Origin of the sequence: Bacillus sp. FSL W8-0640 (genome assembly GCF_038007725.1) — a bacterium.
Lineage (GTDB): Bacteria > Bacillota > Bacilli > Bacillales > Bacillaceae_G > Bacillus_A > Bacillus_A cereus.
This window is the reverse complement of the sequence record NZ_JBBOXT010000001.1, coordinates 3,585,579-3,604,383: the sequence shown is the minus strand read 5'-3', so window position 1 is coordinate 3,604,383 and position 18,805 is coordinate 3,585,579. Positions and strand designations below refer to the sequence as shown.

The window sequence follows — 18,805 nt, the reverse complement described above, 5'->3', positions numbered from 1 at the left end:
ACTGAAATGAGAGTATGAAGTTGGAATTTCAGAAGCTATTGAGTAATCAGAAAGAGAACCATTTTGGATATATCCATTTACGGATAAGAAAATGTGACTAATTAATACTATTTTTACGGTGAATACTGTTAGTAAAAAATGAGGATAGTTCGTTTTGAAAGGAGGGAACTATATGGAATGGAAACCAAATCGTGCAGATAAGACACCTGTATATAAACAAATTGCAGATTATATTGAAAGAGGCATTTCTTCAGGCGAATTTCCTTCTGATAGTAAGTTACCTTCTGAGCGTATGTTAGCAAAGGAATTACAGGTGAACCGGAGTACAATAGTAGCTGCGTATGAAGAATTAAAATCACTTGGAGTAGTAGAACGGCAAAAGGGAAGCGGAACACGGGTCAATACAGACATATGGGGTGTCTCACATAAACGAATACCGAACTGGGGTAGGTACGTGGAGGATGGATCGTTCTTACCTAACGTACCACTCGTTCAACAAATTCGAACGGAAACACAAAAAGATGATTTAATTAATTTAGCAAGTGGTGAACTGTCACCAGAATTAATTCCAAGTGACAGATTTCGAACAATTTTGTCGGAGAAAACATTTATGGAAAATCTCGGCTATGACCATCCACTTGGAAATGAGATGTTGAGAAAAACAATTGCAGCACATGTTCAGCAATATAAACAAATTGAAGCAGATTCAAGCTCTATTCTTATTACATCTGGAGCACAACAGGCGCTTAATCTTATCGTTCAATGTTTATTAAAACCTGGCGATGCGATTGCGATTGAAGATCCTTCGTATTGTTTTTCGCTTCCAATGTTTAAATCGGCCGGTTTAAACATATTTCATTTACCTGTTGATGAGCATGGAATGAATCCAGATGACTTAATCGATTTGCACAAAAAGCATCGCATTCGTATGGTATTTTTGAATCCAGATTATCAGAATCCGACGGGTACTGTGCTTTCATTAGCGAGACGTAAAAAAATTTTAGAACTGTCTTCTGAGTTCGGTATACCAATTGTAGAAGATGATCCGTATAGTTTAATCTCTTTTAATGGAGAAGTGAACCCAACATTAAAATCAATGGACCAAAATGGAAATGTTCTTTATATAAGTTCACTATCAAAAATTGTTGCATCAGGATTACGTATTGGATGGGTAATTGGTCCTACACGCGTAATTGAGCGTTTAGCAGATGCAAAGCAACAAGTTGATTTTGGCCATAGTGTATTTACGCAGTGGGTAGCAAATCAATTTTTAGAATCAAAGGATTTCCATACACATATTACGATACTTCGTGGACAATTGAAGCAAAGAAGAGATGAATTAATTGCAGAGCTTGAAGGAACATTGGGAGAACGAGTTGAATGTTTCGTGCCAGAGGGTGGAATACATGTATGGTGTAAAGTAACAGGAAAGTTTGATGAATATCACTTATTAGGTGAATCTATACGGAATGGTGTCGCATTTGTTCCGGGCAGTGTTTTAGGTTCGAAAAATGAATATATACGATTTACGTTTGGTAGAGCGAATATAGAACAAATTCAACTTGGAATTAAACGGTTTGCCGACACGCTAAATGAGATTTCATAATATGGATGTGTGATAGTGAAATGAGGGAAAGAAATGAAGTACGTGACGCTTTTACTTCAAGTAGGCGTGCTATATGTATTTAGCCTAGTGGGTACGTGGATTCAGGAAATATTCCATCTATCAATACCGGGGAATTTAATAGGGATGTTAATACTGTTCCTGCTCCTTTCCACTCGCGTTTTACCGTTAAAATGGTTTGAGTTAGGTTTGGAAAAGTTAATCGTATTTTTACCGTTATTTTTAATCCCTTCGACAATAGGGCTCATGGAATACGGGTCTTTTCTTTTCAGTAAGGGAAGTATTATATTCCTTTTAGTAGTTGCAAGTACTGTAGTAACTTTGATTGTTTCAGGGTATATAAGTCAATTATTAGTCACATCAAAAAAATAAAATCGACAAGGTGCACGATTCAAATGGTCTTAATTATTATTACTGTAGCAATTTATTTCTTGGCGACAAAGCTATATAAAAAATTTACGTTTGCATTTACGTTACCAGTGTTAACAGTTACGGCAATTATGATTTGTTTATTTTTGATTTTTGGTATTTCTCATCATGAGTATAGGGAAAATGGGGGAAACATTCTTTCAAGCTTATTGAGCCCTGCAATTGTAGCATTGGCCATACCTCTATTTAAAGAGCGAAAGATACTGATGAAAAATTTTTCATCGATACTAATCGGAGTAGTGATAGGTATAGTGGCTGTAACGAGCATGAATGTAGTGATTGGCGGAATTTTAAATATAGATAAGGAACTTATATTAACTACTTTACCACAGGTAGCGACAATGCCAATTGCCCTTTCAATAGCGGATCAAATTGGTGGTATTCCATCTATGACTTCTAGTTTTGTAGTTGTTGCAGGAATAACAGGTGCTATGATCGGACCAACAGTACTTAAGTTTTTCCGTATAACAAGTACGATTGGAAAAGGAGTTGGAATGGGCTGTGCATCACATATTATCGGTGTGAGTCGTTTAGTGAAAGAAGGCGAGAAAGAAGCGACTATCGGTTCGGTAACGATGATTGTAACTGGAATACTTATTAGTATACTAATACCGTATGGAACGAAATTTATTTTTTAAATGTAATGGAGATGATAACAATGACAACATGGTTTATAGTTACATTATTTGTTTTTGGAGCTATTAAAGTATTAGTTTCTAGCATGCCCACTTCTGTTGTAGAATCAATTATTAGTAGATTTGAATTGCATCAAAAGCTTGAGGCGGAAAATACTTCTATATCGATAGATGGAAAAAATATAGAGGGAGAAATGAAACTACAAGTTATTCATGAATTTAATGAGGCGTTGTTTTTAGATAAACATTATTTCCCACCGCACGGAGAAGGGACACCAATAGTCATTGATACGAAGAAAGGGAGTAAAGAGATTAGATTTTCGCTATATAGCTATGAGGAACATGTTGATGTCATTAAGCAATATAAGAAGAAAGTCGTTGCCTATCGTTTACGCTCTAAAAGCCTTCAAACATTGACACCATTAGTAATAACGGAAGAGTATGCTTAAGAAGAGACCTATAATGGTCTCTTTATTTTTTTATCCAATTATATACGTTCCAAATAAAAGAATGAAAAATTATATAACCAAATAAAGAATATGTATGGTTCCAATTCGCACTATGTACAAATAAACCTAAACTTTCAGCAATCTGTTCAAAAAGGCTAGCACAAATACCGATTGAAATAATAAATGAAATTCTAGAAACTTTAGATAATTTTTTTGAAATGTGTATAAAGATAACTGTTAAAATCGGCAGTACGAACAATGTAAAAGCTATATTAACCGAAAATGTGGATGAGAAGGGCCTAGCCGGAAAGGAATATATTTGTTTATGAACAAAAAAGGCATCTAAGCAAGTTGCAATAATAGAAGAGAGAAAGATTGTAACTACTAATGCTAGAAACTCATTCTTCTTCTCGGAGGAGGACATTTTTCTTTGCGAGAATGGCGATTTCAATTTTTTCGAGTGTTTTGCAGTAGTCTTCTGTAATTTGTCCATTTATATTTTCCTCCTTATCAACTAAGTAATTTACAACTTGCCAATCGGTAAACCAATCTTCACTGTCAACTTCTTCATGCTTCATATCTCGCCATGCATAGATGAGTGCAGGGCTGTATATACGATAAGCGCCATTTCGTAACTGGCATTTCTTAATTCGGCGCTTATAAAACTCACGGGAAAAAGATTCATTTACACTTGAAAATAAATGGGGCCAGTAATCTTTCCTAGATCCTGTATGTGGATGGTGTTGAGCCCAGCTTATTATTTGAGATAAAACATGTGTATCTCGAAATAATAATGAGTACAATCTTTTTCCAATTAATATCCGTTCATGTAAGGAAGTGAAATGTTTCATTGTATCACCAAATAGTAATACTTTTTGTTTCTTATCATTTTCGTAGAATGGGAAAAGGATATGATTAAACTGAAAGAAATCAAAGAGTTTAAATCCAATACTATTTAGTACAGTCTTTTTAAATTGTACATTTTGAATTACTCTTTTTTCTAAGTAGTTTTGTTCATTAATAATAGTTGCAATTGCTAAAGTTTTTTTGTTACCTGTTTTCCAAAAATGGTTCCACATCGTTTCCATAAATGTAGAAACATTTAGGTGAGGGAGAAGGTGAAATAACTTTTGTGATCTCTTTACACTTTGTTCGTAAAGTAAAAATTGAGGGTATACATCTTGGAAAATAAGCCAATTCCCTCTTTCTAAAAAAGAAAAAAATATGAATTGATCTTTCTCTGATAAAATTCTCGTATATAAATCGCCCTTTAAATCAGTCATATTCCAACCGCCGTTACGTGATACCATATGCCCAAGCAGTGCCCAATGTATTTCTGGATATTGAATGTAAAATTGGTAGTATGCGCGTGTTCTTGTAACATTATTTTTATTTAGTTGTTCTGTTTGTATTTTTATTTTGTTGATGATGAGTTGTTCTTCTTTCGTTAATTTATACATGGTGTCAGAAGGAATAAGTTTGCTTTTTTGTTTCAATTCATTTTTTACGTCGAATAGGGAGAGAGGCAGTGCTTTGGAAGGTCCGTTATATGTATGATTTGAATTGCTTCGGTCCATTCCGTTACCTCCCTTTTTCATAAATTTAAATATGATTATTGGCTATGAATCATTCTATTTATTTTATTACGAGTATAAGAAATAAATGAGCGGTGTTTTTTTACAAGGAATTTATTTATCATGCAAACAGTATAAAAAATCTTACTGTTGTGAGATGAAATGAAAAACAGAAACTACGTTTAATAGTTTCTGTTTTTTTATTTTGTCAATTAAATGTAACAAACGACGATTATGATTTGAATCAATTGAAAATAATTCAATAAATATTATTTAAATTGAGATGTTTCGTAGGAGGAAGAAGAATGTTAAATAAAATAATTTTAATTACTGGTGGTACAGGTTCGTGGGGGCATGAACTTATAAAACAACTATTAGAAAAATCACCGAAAGAAATTAGAATTTTTTCAAGAAATGAAACGGTTCAGTTTGAAATGCAGCAACAGTTTATAAATGATGATAGGTTAAAATTTATTATTGGAGATATTCGTGATAAAGATCAACTAGTCTATGCTTGCCAAGGTGTACATTATGTGTTCCATCTTGCAGCTTTAAAACATGTTCCAGTATGTGAGTATTATCCTTATGAAGCTATAAAAACCAATATACATGGTACGCAAAATGTAATTGAAGCCTCTATACAGATGCAAGTTGAAAAAGTTATATATGTTTCAACTGATAAAGCAGCTGATCCATCAAATACGTATGGGATGACAAAAGCAATTGGTGAAAAATTAATGGTTCATGCGAATATACAAACGAAGAAAACAAAATTCATTTGTGTTCGTGGTGGAAATGTTTTAGGAACGAGTGGAAGTGTAGTACCACTTTTTAAACAACAAATTAAAAAATCTTCACAAGTAGAGATTACCGATGCGAATATGACTAGATTTTTCTTAACAGTTGAAGATGCTGTTGGGTTGTTATTTAAAGCCGTATCTCAAGGTAGAGGCGGGGAAATCTTTGTTATGAAAATGCCGGCATGTAAAATAACAGATTTAGCAGAAGTATTAATTGAAGATTCCGGAAAAGAAAATGTTAAGGTAAAAGAGGTAGGGATAAGACCGGGTGAAAAATTAAGTGAAATGCTTCTATCTGAGGTAGAGAGTAAAACAAGTATAAGTTTTGATCAAAATTATTTTGTGGTACTACCGACTATTCCTATACAAGGACTTCAACAATATTATTCAAGCTATCCTCTAGTGGATGTGAAGAGTTTTAGTTCTCAACAAGATTTACTTGCAAAACATGAGGTGAAACAAATGCTATTAAAAGGAGGGTTTTTGCGATGAAAAAAAATGCGAGCCTTTTAATAACTGGTGCAAATGGTTTCACAGGACGCCATGCTTGCCACTATTTTTTACAGCAGGGCTTTCATGTAATTCCTATGTTTCAAAATCGTGCATATGGAGAAAAAATTAGAAATGGTATTACTTGTAATTTAACTAATAAGAGCGAAGTAATGAAGGTAATGAAACAAATAAAGCCAGACTACGTATTGCATTTAGCAGGAAGGAATTCGGTTATAGAATCTTGGACAGCTGCCCTTGAATATATAGAGGTTAATGTAATAGGAACATTATATTTATTAGAAGCAATTAAGCAAGAAGCCTCGCATTGTAGAACATTAGTTATAGGATCTGCTTTGCAAGCAGATAGTATGAACGAAATAAAAATTTCAAATCCATATAGTTTAAGTAAAACGATGCAAGTTATTATTGCAGAGGCTTGGGGAGGATTAATGGATTCAAATATTATCATTGCAAAGCCCTCAAACTTAATTGGTCCAGGGGAATCGAATGGCATTTGTTCGATTCTCGCAAAGAAAATGATAGATATAGAATCAGGTAGAAGTAAAGCCATTATTGAAGTAAACAGTTTGAAAGATAGTAGAGATTTTCTAGATGTACGTGATGCGATTAAAGCGTATCATGTGTTATTACGAGATGGAATAAATGGAAAACAATATAATATCGGATCAGGAGTAAAACGATCTTTGTTAAATGTACTAGGACAATATAAAGAATTAACACAGCTAAATTTTTTTATAGAGGAAACAGAGAAAAGTGGGAGCGACTCAAATGAGAGTTTAGCAATAGAGGAAATAAAAAGGTTAGGTTGGATCCCAGAAATTGAATTTCATCAATCATTAAAAGATGTACTTGAGTATGCGAAGTGTAGTGACATCTGCATGCAATGAAAAACAAAAAAGGGTGTAAGAAATATATGAATGATTATGAAATAATAGATAATCAAAATACGCTATTTCTTTCAATTGTTGATGCGTTGGATTGGAGAGATGAAGAAGCGCATGTATTGCGTCTTTATGAGGCAATACATAAATATCAAGCGTATGTAGAAGAAAAAAGGGTTAATCAAATAAAGTCAGCATTAGAGACGGAAACTAGATATGTGATTCAAATCTTTGCTCAATACGAGTGTAGTGAGTATGGAAATGATTTTTATGAACTCATTAAAGATCTTTTACAAGATATAGAGGTGGAGTTAAAGATTTATATAAAAAATAATAATTTTATTTACATTTAAAAGGTAAATATAAAGCTAGATTTTTAATAATAAAGGTGGGTATAAGTTATGAGCAAAACGATTCTTTTTACTGGGGGCGGTACAGCCGGACACGTTATGATTAATATTGTATTAATTCCTAAATTTATAGAGAAAGGCTGGAGAGTCGAGTATATTGGATCCAAAAATGGAATTGAAAAATCATTAGTGCAAAATGTTAAATACAATAGTGTTTCAACGGGCAAGCTTAGGAGATATTGGGATTGGGAAAATTTTAAAGATCCTTTTAAAATTATACGAGGTTGTTTACAAAGTTATAAATTAATTAAGAAAACAAAGCCTGACGTTATCTTTTCAGCAGGAGGATTTGTTTCAGTTCCTGTAGCTATAGGAGCATGGTTAAATCGTGTGCCTATAATTATACGTGAACCAGATAGCACATTAGGACTTGCCAATAAAATAGCATTACCTTTTGCTACAAAGCTATGCACAACATTTCCTCAGACAGGAGAAAATGTAAGTAATGAGAAGAAGGTTTATGTAGGACCAATTGTAAGGGAAGAAATTGAGAAGGGTAACGTATTACGAGGAAGAAGATATTGTGAATTTCAGCAAGATAAACCAGTATTATTAATTATGGGTGGGAGTCAAGGTGCTAAGTGGATAAATGATATGGTAAGGGAATGTTTAGATACAATACTATTAAACTTTAATATTATTCATATATGTGGTAAAGGGAAGGTAGACCCATCTATTGGCATGGAGGGGTATATGCAATTTGAATATATAGGCGACGAGTTGCCGCATATACTAAATATGGCAAGTGTTGTAGTTTCCAGAGCGGGTTCTACTGCTATTTCTGAATTGTTATTTTTGAAGAAACCGATGTTGCTTATCCCGTTAACTAACAGTTCCAGCAGGGGAGATCAAGTTTTAAATGCTGAATATTTTTCACGGCAAGGATATGCGGAAGTTATACTCCAAGACAGAGTAAGTACGAATACATTTATACATGCAGTAAATAAGTTGTATACAAATAAGGAGAAATATATTCAAAACATGAATGGATATAAGAAAACAAATGATGAGGGAATTCATCAAATAATAGATATAATAAATGAAGTGGTGGAGTAATAGAAATGTAAATAGAAAAACAAAAGGAAAGAAGGTATCTTCTTTCCTTTTTACTATATTTGTTCAAATTCATTATTATTTATTCTAATTAGTTATGTACTATCGGTGAATGCCGTTTTCTAATAGCTCAGTAAATGCATGAATATGAATAGGTTTACTGTAATAATAACCTTGAATAAACTGACATTTATTTTTTTGAAGGAAATTTACGTGCTCTTTCGTTTCTACACCTTCAGCAATGACAGACATTCCTAATGTATTTGCTAATGTGATGATCGTTTTAATAATTTCCATTCCATCATCACATGTTTCAGACATTGTAATAAATTCTCTCGGGATTTTTAACGTATCAATTGGATACAAAGGTAAGTAGGCTAGCGAAGAATAACCTGTACCAAAATCGTCGATAGAAATGTGAATCCCTAAACTTTTTAGTGTACGCAGTTTTATCAATGTTTCTCGCTCATCCATCATTGCAATTCGCTCTGTTAATTCAAGATCAAGAGAGCTTGCTGGTAAACCTGTATTTGTTAAAGTAGAAGAAATAGATTTTACAAAATCTTCTTGTTCAAATTCTTTAGCAGATAAATTTACACCTATTTTTAAATGTGAATATCCGAGTGCGTGCCAACGTTTCATTTGCTTGCAAGCCTGCTCTAATGTCCATTTTCCTATTGAAATAATTTGTAGTGTTTCTTCTGCAATCGGAATAAACTCGTATGGAGAAATAATACCTAATTCAGGATGATTCCACCTAATTAAAGCTTCTGCACCGATAATTTTATTAGATTCACTATCAACTTGAGGTTGATACAAAAGGAACAATTCTTCATTTTGTAGTGCGTTTGGTAAATCTTTTTCTAATCGTAATCGTCTTTCAATTTTTTTAGCGATTACATCGTCATAAATAGAGACAGAGTTAAGCTCTTTTGCTTTTGCATCATACATTGCAACATTAGCGTTTTTCAGAAGTGTAGCGGTATCGATTCCGGAATGTGGATAAATAGCGATGCCGATACTCAGTGATAAAGTTAATTTATGCTCATGTATGATAAATGACTTTTTCATGCATTCAAATAATTGGTTACATAATTGGAATAAGTAATCTTCGTCAGTATAGTTTTCAATTATGATTGTAAATTCATCGCCACCGATTCTTGAAAGATGAGTATGTGATGGAAGACATGATTGGAATCGCTTTGCTACTTCTTCTAATATGTAATCTCCTGATGAATGTCCAAGTGTATCGTTAATTGCTTTAAAGCGATCTAAATCTAAATATAATAATGCAAACTCGCTTTCTGTTATTTTAGCATTTTTTATAACTCTCTTTAATTTCTTATGGAAAAAGGCACGGTTCCCAATTTTCGTTACAGTGTCATGGAATGCTAAATATTTTATTTCTTCTTGCTGTTTTTTTAGTGCAGTAATATCTTTCACCATAATATAGCTTCCTGAAATTTGTCCGTCTATTATAATAGGAATGATTGTAACGTATAAAAAATAAGTAAAGCCATCTTTATATTGAGAACTAAGTTGTAAGAATGCCGATTCTTGTTGTTTCACTTTTTCTAATGCCAATGCTAGCTTATGCTTATCTTCATCTAAAATGATCGAAAAACAAGTTTCACCTAGTAACTCATCCGTTGGTGCCCCAAGTAGTACACTCCCAGCCTTATTTACATTTAAGAATATTCCATTTAAATCAATGGTGAAGATAGGGTCAGGATGATATTCATATAATGATTTAAACTTTTGCTGTTTTTGAGAAAGAGCCTCTGATTTATGAACTAAATCAGAAGTCCGTAAAGTAACTTTTTCTTCTAGTTGGGCATTAAATGCCTGCAAACGTTTTGTTAAGGAATTGTTTTGCATACGTACGATAGAATGACGAATGAGTACGAAAATAAAAGTAATACAATTTCCTGTAATGAGAGTTGAAGAGGATGTTTGTTCTTTTAATGTAAACCCGATTAGTATTGCAACAGCAAGATAGGGAAATACAACTAAAGCTTTTTTTCCTATTATAGGGTTTACAAGGAAATAATTTTTATGGCTATTATGATCTTCTGAAATAGAGCCAGCTATTGCAATAAGTAATATAGGTATTCTATATAAAAGACGTAATAATATTATAGTTTCAGTTGATAAGTGGTTATTTAAGTAAAAATAAATATAGTTAAAAGTTGCAGAACTTATTAATACAAAAATAAAGATATAAATTTTCCGTTTGGAATTAAAAATTGTTGGACGGAAAAAGAGACTAACACCTAGCAGTAGAAATAATAAATCTGCAATTGGGTATAAAAATGAAAGGAAAACATCTCCTAGTGAAAGAGCGAATATATTTAAATTTGGTTGATTAAATAAATACCATTCTAATGTGAATATGGAAGTAAGCACTATGCATATATCACAAATAAAGAACGCTTTTTCCCATTTATTGCATTCCTTTAAGATTTTATAGCAGAAAGCGATAAGACAGAAAAATAGAAAAAACATGTAAAATACATCAGAAACCGTAAAACGATGTATTGGAATTTCGAAGAAGCTATCTTGATATGTATATACTATTTTTCCTAATAAAAAACTACCAATTGCTATTGTAATACATATCCAAAACGGATTTGAACTGACTTTCTTAGAATATATAGAGTAAATCAGTGATACAAATGTAATGGCTTCAACGACAAGTGAAGCGAAGCGTACATCTGAATTTGAAAAATGAGTAGGGAACAGATAGAAAAACATAAAATAGATTGAATAGCATATTAATGTTCCGATTAATATACATAATTGTAAATTTTTATTTAATTTCAATGAAATCACCTTCTTTAATTATGCACTATGTTCGTTATATCTATACATAATAATATTATTTAAGAATTGTATCAGATTTCCTTATAAAAATCATGTTTATAAGGAAAGTGTTAAAGAGTGTAAGTATTCTTAAGGTTGAAAAAATATTGCGGTTGATAGTATAGACTGTATCAAGACTTTAAATAGAAATTGTATATTTAGTCATCCTTTGAATTGTAAAGTTTTTTTAGTGATTTGTAAGTGGAGATGCAAAATTGCATATAAAATGATGTGTATCTTTTTTTGGTGAGATTTTTATTTTTAATCTGAAAATTAACATTTGTGAAAATGTTGAGAAAGGATATAAAATAAGAACGTGTATTCTTACAGAGTGGAATAGTATTGCCACTAAATAGGGAGGCTTTTTTATGATATATCGAATTAAAGATGCAGAAATATACTATGAAATTGTGGGAGAGGGTAAACCAGTCATTATCATACATGGCTGCTCCCCTGACCATAGGTTAATGATGAAATGTATGGAATCAGTATTTCAGAAGTATGAAGGTTATAAGCGAATATATATTGATTTACCTGGTATGGGAAAATCGAATGCTCCAAATTGGATAAATAGTTCAGATCGTATAGTAGAAGTGCTTATCACATTTATTGAGGAAATCATTTCTACTGAAAAATTTTTATTGGTAGGAGAATCATATGGAGGCTATTTAGCTAAAGGTATACTTGCAAAGATGTTTGAGAGAGTTAGCGGATTACTATTAGTATGTCCTGTTGTTGTAGCGGAGCCAGAAAAAAGGATTCTTCTAGATAAACAGGTAATTGTACAAGATGAGGAATTTTTAAATACGCTCACTTCCACAGAAAGAGAGGAATTTTGTGAGTTAGCTGTAATAGCAAATGAATATACATATAAGCGATTTAAAGAAGAAATTAAGCCTGGGTTAGATGTTGCTAATGATGAATTTATTGAAAGGTTGCAAAAGAATTACTCTCTTACTATGGATTTTCAGTATGAAAAATATGAAAATCCCGTTCTTTTACTGACTGGAAGACAAGATATATCAGTAGGTTATCAAAATATTATAGAAATTATTGAAGAATATCCAAGGGCAACATTAGCAGTGTTAGATATGGCAGGGCATAATTTACAAATTGAGCAGCCTGAATTATTTGAGAGTTTAGTAGGAGAATGGATTAGACGAACAAATCAGCACAGTTTATAAAGTATTGTAGTATTACGCCTAAGTGTTGAAATGGGATAAATGAACGTGATTTATTAACTTATCTCGCTATTTTCCTGTAAAAGCCCGATTAGTAAGGGCTAATTAAAGTTTCACTTTATAAAAAATTTTAAGGAGAAATTATGAGCACATATATTTATATGGTTAGACATGGTGAATCACCAAAACTAGAAGGAAATGAAAGAATGCGCGGGTTAACTGAGAGGGGACATATGGATGCCCGTAGAGTAACTGACATATTAAAAGCGGAGAGGATTGATACTTTTATTTCAAGTCCTTATAATCGGGCTGTGCTAACGATAGAGGAGTCAGCTAATTTCCATGAAAAAGAAATAGTAGTATATGAAAATCTTAAAGAGTGTATGTTTTCAAGTGAGGATCAGGTTATATCAGACAAAGAGGTGTATCCACTTGTACAGAAGATGTTCTCTAATCCGGACTTTGCAAGAACGGAAGGAGAGTCATATGCAGATTGCCAGAGAAGAGTAGTGAAAGTATTAAAAGAAATCTTAATGGATTTTCAAGGATGCAAAATTGTAATTGGTACACATGGGCTTGTCATGACATTAATGATAAACTATTTTGATAAACAATATGGTTTTGAATTTTTAATGAATACGTCAAAACCGGATATATATAAGATGGAGTTTAAAGAAGAACAATTAATGAATGTAGAGAGATTATGGAAAGAGGAATAAAATTAGTTGCATGGATTTTGTTGTAAAAGTTACTTTTATAGCAAAGTCTTTTTTTTTGAATAGAAAGCATCTTTATCAACTATTTTTAGAATGTTAAATAAATAAGTAATTATTCAGTCTTTGAATAAATTATGGAGAAATTGGTTTAGGGAAACAATTTTAAATGTGTCAAAACTCCAAACGTTGGATTTATATTCAATAGGAGAAAAAGATGTAGAATTTTGTCTTACAGTCCCCGTTTACTTTTCATTTCATTACATATAGGCTTTGTGGTGTAAGGGAGGACATCACCTTTACACAAAATCTATAAGGAGGTCATTGTAATGAAACAGATTAAAAAGTTTGCGGGAGTTGCTTTAGCGGGGACGATTGGATTAAGTGGACTACTGTTTTTAGAACCAAGTGTAAGCGTTGCGGAAGCACAGCAAGTGAGAGTGGAAAATTTCAATACAATTGATGTAACGATGAATCTAAATGAATTGTATGTATTAAGTGGCAGAAGTATTGATATTCTTTCTGGAGATAAAGAAGCAATTCAGTTAAATAAATACACAATTAGTTTTAATAAACCTGGGAAGTATGTGATTAAAGTAAATGGCTGTATTTATGATGATGTATATACTTTTATTGTAAATGAGTAGTATATATTCTTAAATTGCGAGATAAAAACAGAAACACCCTATTTGCGATGAGAGTCGTAAATAGGGTGAATTTATTTGTATTAAGCTGTACTTTAAATATGTTCACTAATTTTCTTTTTGTTATGTAAAATATGTAAAAGTGTTAACAATGTAAATGAAATATACATCTTCACATTCAAAAAAGTTAAAATATTTCGTTTTAAGGATTATAATGGAGGGAGAAACATAAAAGGGAGTGAATGAACTTGAAACAAGAACTTATTGAAAGATTTACGAGATATGTAAAAATTGATACGCAATCAAATGAAGAAAGCCATACAGTACCAACAACACCAGGACAAATTGAGTTTGGTAAGTTATTAGTGGAAGAGCTAAAAGAAATTGGTTTAACAGAAGTAACGATGGATGATAATGGTTATGTAATGGCAACACTTCCAGCTAATACGGACAAGGATGTTCCTGTAATTGGATTTTTAGCCCATTTAGATACAGCAACAGACTTTACAGGGAAAAACGTCAAACCACAAATTCATGAAAATTTTGATGGTAATGCAATTACGTTAAATGAAGAGCTAAATGTTGTGTTAACACCAGAGCAGTTCCCGGAATTACCATCATATAAAGGACATACCATTATTACAACTGATGGTACAACACTTCTAGGAGCAGATGATAAAGCTGGTCTTACAGAAATTATGGTTGCAATGAACCATTTAATACATAATCCGCAAATTAAGCACGGGAAAATAAGAGTAGCATTTACACCGGATGAAGAAATTGGTCGTGGGCCAGCGCATTTTGATGTAGAAGCGTTTGGTGCATCATTCGCTTATACGATGGATGGAGGTCCATTAGGTGGTTTAGAGTATGAAAGTTTTAATGCTGCAGGTGCTAAGTTAACGTTTAACGGAACGAATACACATCCTGGAACAGCGAAAAATAAAATGCGCAATGCTACTAAACTAGCTATGGAGTTTAACGGGTATTTACCAGTAGAAGAGGCGCCAGAATATACAGAAGGCTATGAAGGATTCTATCATTTACTTTCTTTAAATGGTGATGTTGAGCAAAGTAAAGCGTATTATATTATTCGAGACTTTGATCGTGAAAATTTTGAGGCGCGTAAAAATAACGTTAAAAATATTGTGAAGACTATGCAAGAAAAGTATGGCGAAGATGCAGTCGTTTTAGAAATGAATGATCAATACTATAACATGCTTGAAAAAATTGAACCGGTAAGAGAAATTGTTGATATTGCATATGAAGCAATGAAAAGTTTAGACATTGAACCAAATATTCATCCGATTCGCGGAGGCACAGATGGATCACAATTATCATATATGGGATTACCGACGCCGAATATTTTCACTGGTGGTGAAAACTATCACGGTAAATTTGAATATGTTTCGGTAGATACTATGGAAAAAGCCGTTCAAGTTATTGTGGAAATTGCAAGACGTTTTGAGGAGCAAGCTTAAAAAAGAACCAAGTAGTACGAATGTGCTACTTGGTTCTTTTTAATATAGTACTCGCCACAAATAAAAAGTCGCATAAGACTCCCAATTAGCCCAGTTTGCCGCGAAACCTTTTATTTCATTTTTAGTCGGTTTATTTTCGGAACCTGTTATAAATTTAATTGCATTATGCAGACCAACATCATCAATTGGAAAAGCTGAAGGAAATCTTAAACAACGCATTAAAACATAGTTGGCAGTCCATGGTCCTATACCATGGATAGCGGTTAATTGTTTCTCAGCAACCTTTACATCTTGTGTTTGCAGTAAATCCTCTTTTGATAGTTTTCTCTCTGTAATAAGCTTCGCAATACCGATTAAATATTCACATTTTCTAGTCGTCATTTTTAATTGTTGGAGATCTTCTACATGTAGATTTGCAATTGTTTCAGGTAATGGGAATATCCAATGCTTTCTACCGTCCCATTCTACATAACTGCCAAATTGCTCAACTAATCTTCTTTTTAGCGTATAAGCATATGTTAAGTTAATTTGTTGACCGATAATTCCCCAGGAAAGTGCCTCAAATAAGTCTGGAATACCTAAATTACGAAGGCCATAATATTGTTCAATTGGTCCTTGAAGGAGTAAATCATGTTTAGCTAATGTATAAAAGGGAGCTAAATCAGTAGTTAAATCAAACCATTCTTTTACATAGTTAGCTACAGCTTCACGTATCGATTTTTCAGATGTATATGATTCTTCTAAACAACGTATTTGAATATTGCCATCTGTATTCACACTAATTTCAACTAAAGGATTTACATCTTGAACAGGGATAACTTTATAAATTTTGTTATCTTCAATATGAAACATACATTCATTGTTAGAACGTGATAGATAACGTAAATTTTCTTGGAAACAAAATTCTTTTGGAACTGCTATAGATAATGCGCTATTATATTCTGCTGTCATATGAATTCCACCTGTAACTTTTCTAATGTAAGCAATTTTTTCTTCATTTCTAATCCACCCCTAAATCCGGTTAGTTTCCCATTCTTCCCAATAACACGGTGACAAGGAATAGTAATAAGGAGAGGGTTAGCAGCAATAGCAGAAGCAACGGCGCGCACAGCTTTAGGTTTTTGAATTTTTTCAGCAATTTCTGTATAAGAATATGTCTTTCCATAAGGAATTTCACGTACCGTATTCCAAACAGATAATTGAAAATTAGTTCCATAAGCATCGATAGGAAATGTAAAAGTTTCTCGCTTGTTTTCTAAATACTCGATAACTTCTTGCGTATATATTTGCAAGTAATCTGGACTATGAATCAATATATGTTGGGGCAGTTTTTTTCTAGCCCATATATTTAATTCTTCAAAGTTTTCGTCTTGTGATCCAATGAAACATAGTCCATTTTCAGTTGCAGCAATATGAAATCGCCAATTTTTATGTGTAAGTAGCGTCCAATATATATAATTATTTTTGTAGGAATTCATTATCGTATCCCTCTTTCATTTTGTTCTTTTTTCGATATTCAGTAGGAGTAAATCCGGTTTTCTTTTTAAATAAAGTTGCGAAATACTCTGGGTTTTCTATCCCGACAGCAGTACTAATTTCTTTAATAGATTGATTTGTGTGTAAAAGGTATTTGGTTGCTTTAAGAACCCTGAATTGTTGTATATATTCTATAGGAGTTAGCCCTATTATTCTTTTGAAAGTACGCTGTAAATGAAAAGGGCTACCGTGACACATTTCCGCAAGCATGTCGAGAGTTAAGGATTCGTCATAATGCTTTTCGATATAGTCTTTAATTTGTTCTACCCACTCTTCATTAGGTAAAGTGATCCCATTTGGCTTACAACGTTTGCACGGGCGAAAGTTTTCGCTTAATGCTTGCTCTGCATGATGAAAAATTCGTACATTGTTTCTATTCGGTATTCTTGATTTGCATGATGGCCTGCAAAAAATTCCAGTTGATTTCACAGCATAAAAGAATTTGCTATCATAGGAAGAATCGTTATGAATAATTGCTTGCCAATACTCATTTGTTAATGTAACTCCTTCATTGTGCAAAGAACATCACCTCTGAAATTAGTATAACCTGAATAAAGTGCGTATGTATGTATTCATAAATGTAAGAGCAAGATTACAAAGGTGAAAATATCGGATGGCGTTTAGATTATTTTGTTGTTTCGGAAAGAATGAAAGACCAGATAACAGAAGCGAAAATTAATAGTGAAGTGATGGGATCAGACCATTGTCCAGTTGAATTACATATAAATTTCTAAAAAAAGAAGTATCTCCCTAATATTAGGGAGATACTTCTTTTTTTAATTCAGTTTGTTAAAATTTTTCAAATCATTCTTGAAATAATTTCATATTAAATATATACTTAGTAACGATAATCATTATCAGTGAAAATGATTATCAAGTGATGAAGACGTAAAAGAATTATAGTCTAGGGGAAGTGAACGTGAATGAGTTCTGGATAAAATTATTAATCTAATGAAATATATATATGGAATAAGATTCATATAGTTAAATTCTATTGAGAATATAGTTTGAAAATTTGAGAGGAGACATATAAAGATGAACAAGAAATTATTTACTTTAGGGATGGTTACCGTTTTAAGTGTAGGTTTAGCGGCATGTAATAGTGCGGATAAAACTTCAGGCGAGCAAAAACAACAGACAAAAGCTACGGAAACGAAAAAAGATGAAAAACGAAAAATTACATATTTAGGTAAAGAATATACAGTGCCAGCAAAAGTAGATAAAATTGCGACAGCTAGTTTAGAGTCAATGGAAGATGCGGCAGTACTTGGAATTAAACCAGTTGGTGCCATTACTGTAGGTGGTAAACTACCAAAATACCTGGAAAAAGAGTTAGAAGGTGCGAAATCTGTTGGTGAGAAAATGCAACCCAATTTCGAAACATTACTACAATTAAAACCAGATGTGATTACATCAAGTACGAAATTCCCAGCAGAAACAGCTGAAAAGTTTACGAAAGTAGCTCCTACATTCCCGGTATCACACGTTTCAACAAATTGGGAAGATAACTTAAAGTTAATGGGAGAATTAACTGGTAAAAAAGATAAAGCAGAAAAAATTATTAAAGACTACAATTCAGACGCTGAAAAAGCAAAAGCAAAACTAGGAGATAAGTTAAAAGATAAAAAAGTACTTGTCATTAGACTAAGAGCAAACGAATTATTCCTATATCCAGAAGGAGTATACTTCAACCCTGTAATTTATAAAGATCTTGGACTAACTGCTCCAGAACAATTGAAAACTGTAAAAGCACAAGAGAAAATTTCATTTGAAAAACTTGCTGAACTTAACCCAGATTATATTTTCTTACAATATGAGGCAAGTGAAAATAAAAATCCAAAAGTGTTAGAAGAAATTGAAAGTAATCCAATTTGGCAAAGTATGAATGCTGCGAAGGAAAAGAAAGTATTTGTAAACGTTGTAGATCCAATGGCGCAAGGTGGTACTGCTTGGAGTAAAACTGCCTTCTTAAAAGAAGCAGTGAAAAATTTATCTAAATAATACAATAAGTAAGGTGCGT

General features: G+C 32.6%; 19 protein-coding genes and 1 pseudogene. 14 read left to right on the top strand and 6 right to left on the bottom strand.

Annotation, left to right across the window (positions count from 1 at the left end; translation table 11 throughout):
• Nucleotides 1-172: 172 nt before the first annotated feature.
• Genes pdxR through N2V80_RS18500 form a run of 4 tightly spaced genes read left to right on the top strand, consistent with a single transcriptional unit; the run spans nt 173 to nt 3,137 of the window.
• Nucleotides 173-1,606, top strand: coding sequence for a MocR-like pyridoxine biosynthesis transcription factor PdxR (gene pdxR / locus N2V80_RS18515; protein ID WP_000454966.1), 1,434 nt, complete (start codon nt 173-175; stop codon nt 1,604-1,606).
• A gap of 33 nt (nt 1,607-1,639) precedes the next feature.
• A complete protein-coding gene (locus N2V80_RS18510; protein WP_061654846.1) occupies nt 1,640-1,996 on the top strand; it encodes a CidA/LrgA family holin-like protein in 357 nt (118 codons plus the stop codon).
• Between the two features lie 23 nt (nt 1,997-2,019).
• Complete coding sequence (locus N2V80_RS18505) at nt 2,020-2,691, top strand: LrgB family protein (protein WP_000242946.1); 672 nt, start codon at nt 2,020-2,022, stop codon at nt 2,689-2,691.
• A gap of 20 nt (nt 2,692-2,711) precedes the next feature.
• On the top strand, nt 2,712-3,137 hold the full coding sequence (locus N2V80_RS18500) for a YfmQ family protein (RefSeq protein WP_000214645.1): 426 nt from the start codon (nt 2,712-2,714) through the stop codon (nt 3,135-3,137).
• Nucleotides 3,138-3,159: 22 nt separating this feature from the next.
• Here N2V80_RS18500 and N2V80_RS18495 read toward each other — a convergent pair whose 3' ends face one another.
• The gene (locus N2V80_RS18495) at nt 3,160-3,561 is read right to left on the bottom strand and encodes a CBO0543 family protein (protein WP_033667178.1); all 402 of its coding nucleotides are present in this window, start codon (nt 3,559-3,561) and stop codon (nt 3,160-3,162) included.
• The gene (locus N2V80_RS18490; protein WP_000376162.1) at nt 3,536-4,714 is read right to left on the bottom strand and encodes a DUF2515 domain-containing protein; all 1,179 of its coding nucleotides are present in this window, start codon (nt 4,712-4,714) and stop codon (nt 3,536-3,538) included. Before N2V80_RS18490 ends, N2V80_RS18495 begins: the two co-directional genes overlap by 26 nt.
• 302 nt (nt 4,715-5,016) lie before the next feature.
• On the opposite strand from N2V80_RS18490, the gene N2V80_RS18485 reads away from it, so the two are divergent.
• From N2V80_RS18485 to N2V80_RS18470, 4 genes are read left to right on the top strand one after another with little or no spacing between them, the layout of a single operon-like run.
• Nucleotides 5,017-6,003, top strand: coding sequence for a UDP-N-acetylglucosamine 4,6-dehydratase family protein (locus N2V80_RS18485; RefSeq protein WP_061655413.1), 987 nt, complete (start codon nt 5,017-5,019; stop codon nt 6,001-6,003).
• Entirely contained in the window at nt 6,000-6,911 is a 912-nt protein-coding gene (locus tag N2V80_RS18480) for an NAD-dependent epimerase/dehydratase family protein (RefSeq protein ID WP_061655412.1), read from the top strand. The genes N2V80_RS18485 and N2V80_RS18480 overlap by 4 nt, the downstream gene beginning before the upstream one ends.
• Nucleotides 6,908-7,258, top strand: coding sequence for a DUF6572 domain-containing protein (locus N2V80_RS18475; protein ID WP_002101267.1), 351 nt, complete (start codon nt 6,908-6,910; stop codon nt 7,256-7,258). The genes N2V80_RS18480 and N2V80_RS18475 overlap by 4 nt, the downstream gene beginning before the upstream one ends.
• 48 nt (nt 7,259-7,306) lie before the next feature.
• On the top strand, nt 7,307-8,371 hold the full coding sequence (locus tag N2V80_RS18470) for an undecaprenyldiphospho-muramoylpentapeptide beta-N-acetylglucosaminyltransferase (protein ID WP_016111208.1): 1,065 nt from the start codon (nt 7,307-7,309) through the stop codon (nt 8,369-8,371).
• Nucleotides 8,372-8,470: 99 nt separating this feature from the next.
• Here the strand turns inward: N2V80_RS18470 and N2V80_RS18465 are convergent, their stop codons facing one another.
• Nucleotides 8,471-11,191 (bottom strand): putative bifunctional diguanylate cyclase/phosphodiesterase, encoded by a 2,721-nt coding sequence (locus tag N2V80_RS18465; protein ID WP_000773555.1) that lies wholly within the window; start codon nt 11,189-11,191, stop codon nt 8,471-8,473.
• Nucleotides 11,192-11,598: 407 nt separating this feature from the next.
• Between N2V80_RS18465 and N2V80_RS18460 the strand changes: the two genes are divergently transcribed.
• The 4 genes from N2V80_RS18460 (at nt 11,599) to pepT (ending at nt 15,249) form a co-directional block, all read left to right on the top strand.
• Entirely contained in the window at nt 11,599-12,414 is an 816-nt protein-coding gene (locus tag N2V80_RS18460; protein ID WP_061655411.1) for an alpha/beta fold hydrolase, read from the top strand.
• Between the two features lie 140 nt (nt 12,415-12,554).
• Nucleotides 12,555-13,130, top strand: a complete 576-nt coding sequence (locus N2V80_RS18455) for a histidine phosphatase family protein (RefSeq protein WP_000109183.1) — start codon at nt 12,555-12,557, stop codon at nt 13,128-13,130.
• 323 nt (nt 13,131-13,453) lie between these two features.
• Nucleotides 13,454-13,771, top strand: coding sequence for a hypothetical protein (locus N2V80_RS18450; RefSeq protein WP_000809497.1), 318 nt, complete (start codon nt 13,454-13,456; stop codon nt 13,769-13,771).
• A gap of 245 nt (nt 13,772-14,016) precedes the next feature.
• A complete protein-coding gene (gene pepT, locus N2V80_RS18445; protein WP_000807014.1) occupies nt 14,017-15,249 on the top strand; it encodes a peptidase T in 1,233 nt (410 codons plus the stop codon).
• A 39-nt stretch (nt 15,250-15,288) separates the two neighbouring features.
• Here pepT and N2V80_RS18440 read toward each other — a convergent pair whose 3' ends face one another.
• The 3 genes from N2V80_RS18440 to N2V80_RS18430 are packed head-to-tail and all read right to left on the bottom strand — an operon-like array spanning nt 15,289 to nt 17,304.
• A complete protein-coding gene (locus tag N2V80_RS18440) occupies nt 15,289-16,200 on the bottom strand; it encodes a DNA-3-methyladenine glycosylase 2 (protein ID WP_061655410.1) in 912 nt (303 codons plus the stop codon).
• Nucleotides 16,197-16,727: a methylated-DNA--[protein]-cysteine S-methyltransferase gene (locus tag N2V80_RS18435; protein ID WP_001089838.1), complete on the bottom strand. Its 531-nt coding sequence runs from the start codon at nt 16,725-16,727 to the stop codon at nt 16,197-16,199. Before N2V80_RS18435 ends, N2V80_RS18440 begins: the two co-directional genes overlap by 4 nt.
• Entirely contained in the window at nt 16,708-17,304 is a 597-nt protein-coding gene (locus N2V80_RS18430) for a bifunctional transcriptional activator/DNA repair enzyme AdaA (protein WP_061655409.1), read from the bottom strand. The genes N2V80_RS18435 and N2V80_RS18430 overlap by 20 nt, the downstream gene beginning before the upstream one ends.
• A gap of 77 nt (nt 17,305-17,381) precedes the next feature.
• Here N2V80_RS18430 and N2V80_RS18425 point away from each other — a divergent pair.
• Nucleotides 17,382-17,519, top strand: a pseudogene (locus tag N2V80_RS18425) (exodeoxyribonuclease III); the annotation flags it as partial.
• A gap of 301 nt (nt 17,520-17,820) precedes the next feature.
• Nucleotides 17,821-18,786 carry an iron-hydroxamate ABC transporter substrate-binding protein gene (locus tag N2V80_RS18420; protein ID WP_001035506.1) on the top strand — a complete coding sequence of 322 codons (966 nt, stop codon included), beginning with the start codon at nt 17,821-17,823 and terminating at the stop codon, nt 18,784-18,786.
• Nucleotides 18,787-18,805: the final 19 nt, after the last annotated feature.

Excerpts from the sequence above, each read along its gene's own strand:
- N2V80_RS18510 (WP_061654846.1), top strand. The coding sequence starts at position 1,640 with ATGAAGTACGTGACGCTTTTACTTCAAGTAGGCGTGCTATATGTATTT.
- N2V80_RS18485 (WP_061655413.1), top strand. The coding sequence starts at position 5,017 with ATGTTAAATAAAATAATTTTAATTACTGGTGGTACAGGTTCGTGGGGG.
- pdxR (WP_000454966.1), top strand. The coding sequence starts at position 173 with ATGGAATGGAAACCAAATCGTGCAGATAAGACACCTGTATATAAACAA.
- N2V80_RS18450 (WP_000809497.1), top strand. The coding sequence starts at position 13,454 with ATGAAACAGATTAAAAAGTTTGCGGGAGTTGCTTTAGCGGGGACGATT.
- N2V80_RS18435 (WP_001089838.1), bottom strand. The coding sequence starts at position 16,727 with ATGAATTCCTACAAAAATAATTATATATATTGGACGCTACTTACACAT.
- N2V80_RS18475 (WP_002101267.1), top strand. The coding sequence starts at position 6,908 with ATGAAAAACAAAAAAGGGTGTAAGAAATATATGAATGATTATGAAATA.
- N2V80_RS18420 (WP_001035506.1), top strand. The coding sequence starts at position 17,821 with ATGAACAAGAAATTATTTACTTTAGGGATGGTTACCGTTTTAAGTGTA.
- N2V80_RS18480 (WP_061655412.1), top strand. The coding sequence starts at position 6,000 with ATGAAAAAAAATGCGAGCCTTTTAATAACTGGTGCAAATGGTTTCACA.
- N2V80_RS18495 (WP_033667178.1), bottom strand. The coding sequence starts at position 3,561 with ATGTCCTCCTCCGAGAAGAAGAATGAGTTTCTAGCATTAGTAGTTACA.
- N2V80_RS18460 (WP_061655411.1), top strand. The coding sequence starts at position 11,599 with ATGATATATCGAATTAAAGATGCAGAAATATACTATGAAATTGTGGGA.
- N2V80_RS18490 (WP_000376162.1), bottom strand. The coding sequence starts at position 4,714 with ATGGACCGAAGCAATTCAAATCATACATATAACGGACCTTCCAAAGCA.
- N2V80_RS18500 (WP_000214645.1), top strand. The coding sequence starts at position 2,712 with ATGACAACATGGTTTATAGTTACATTATTTGTTTTTGGAGCTATTAAA.
- N2V80_RS18455 (WP_000109183.1), top strand. The coding sequence starts at position 12,555 with ATGAGCACATATATTTATATGGTTAGACATGGTGAATCACCAAAACTA.
- N2V80_RS18440 (WP_061655410.1), bottom strand. The coding sequence starts at position 16,200 with ATGACAGCAGAATATAATAGCGCATTATCTATAGCAGTTCCAAAAGAA.
- N2V80_RS18505 (WP_000242946.1), top strand. The coding sequence starts at position 2,020 with ATGGTCTTAATTATTATTACTGTAGCAATTTATTTCTTGGCGACAAAG.
- N2V80_RS18470 (WP_016111208.1), top strand. The coding sequence starts at position 7,307 with ATGAGCAAAACGATTCTTTTTACTGGGGGCGGTACAGCCGGACACGTT.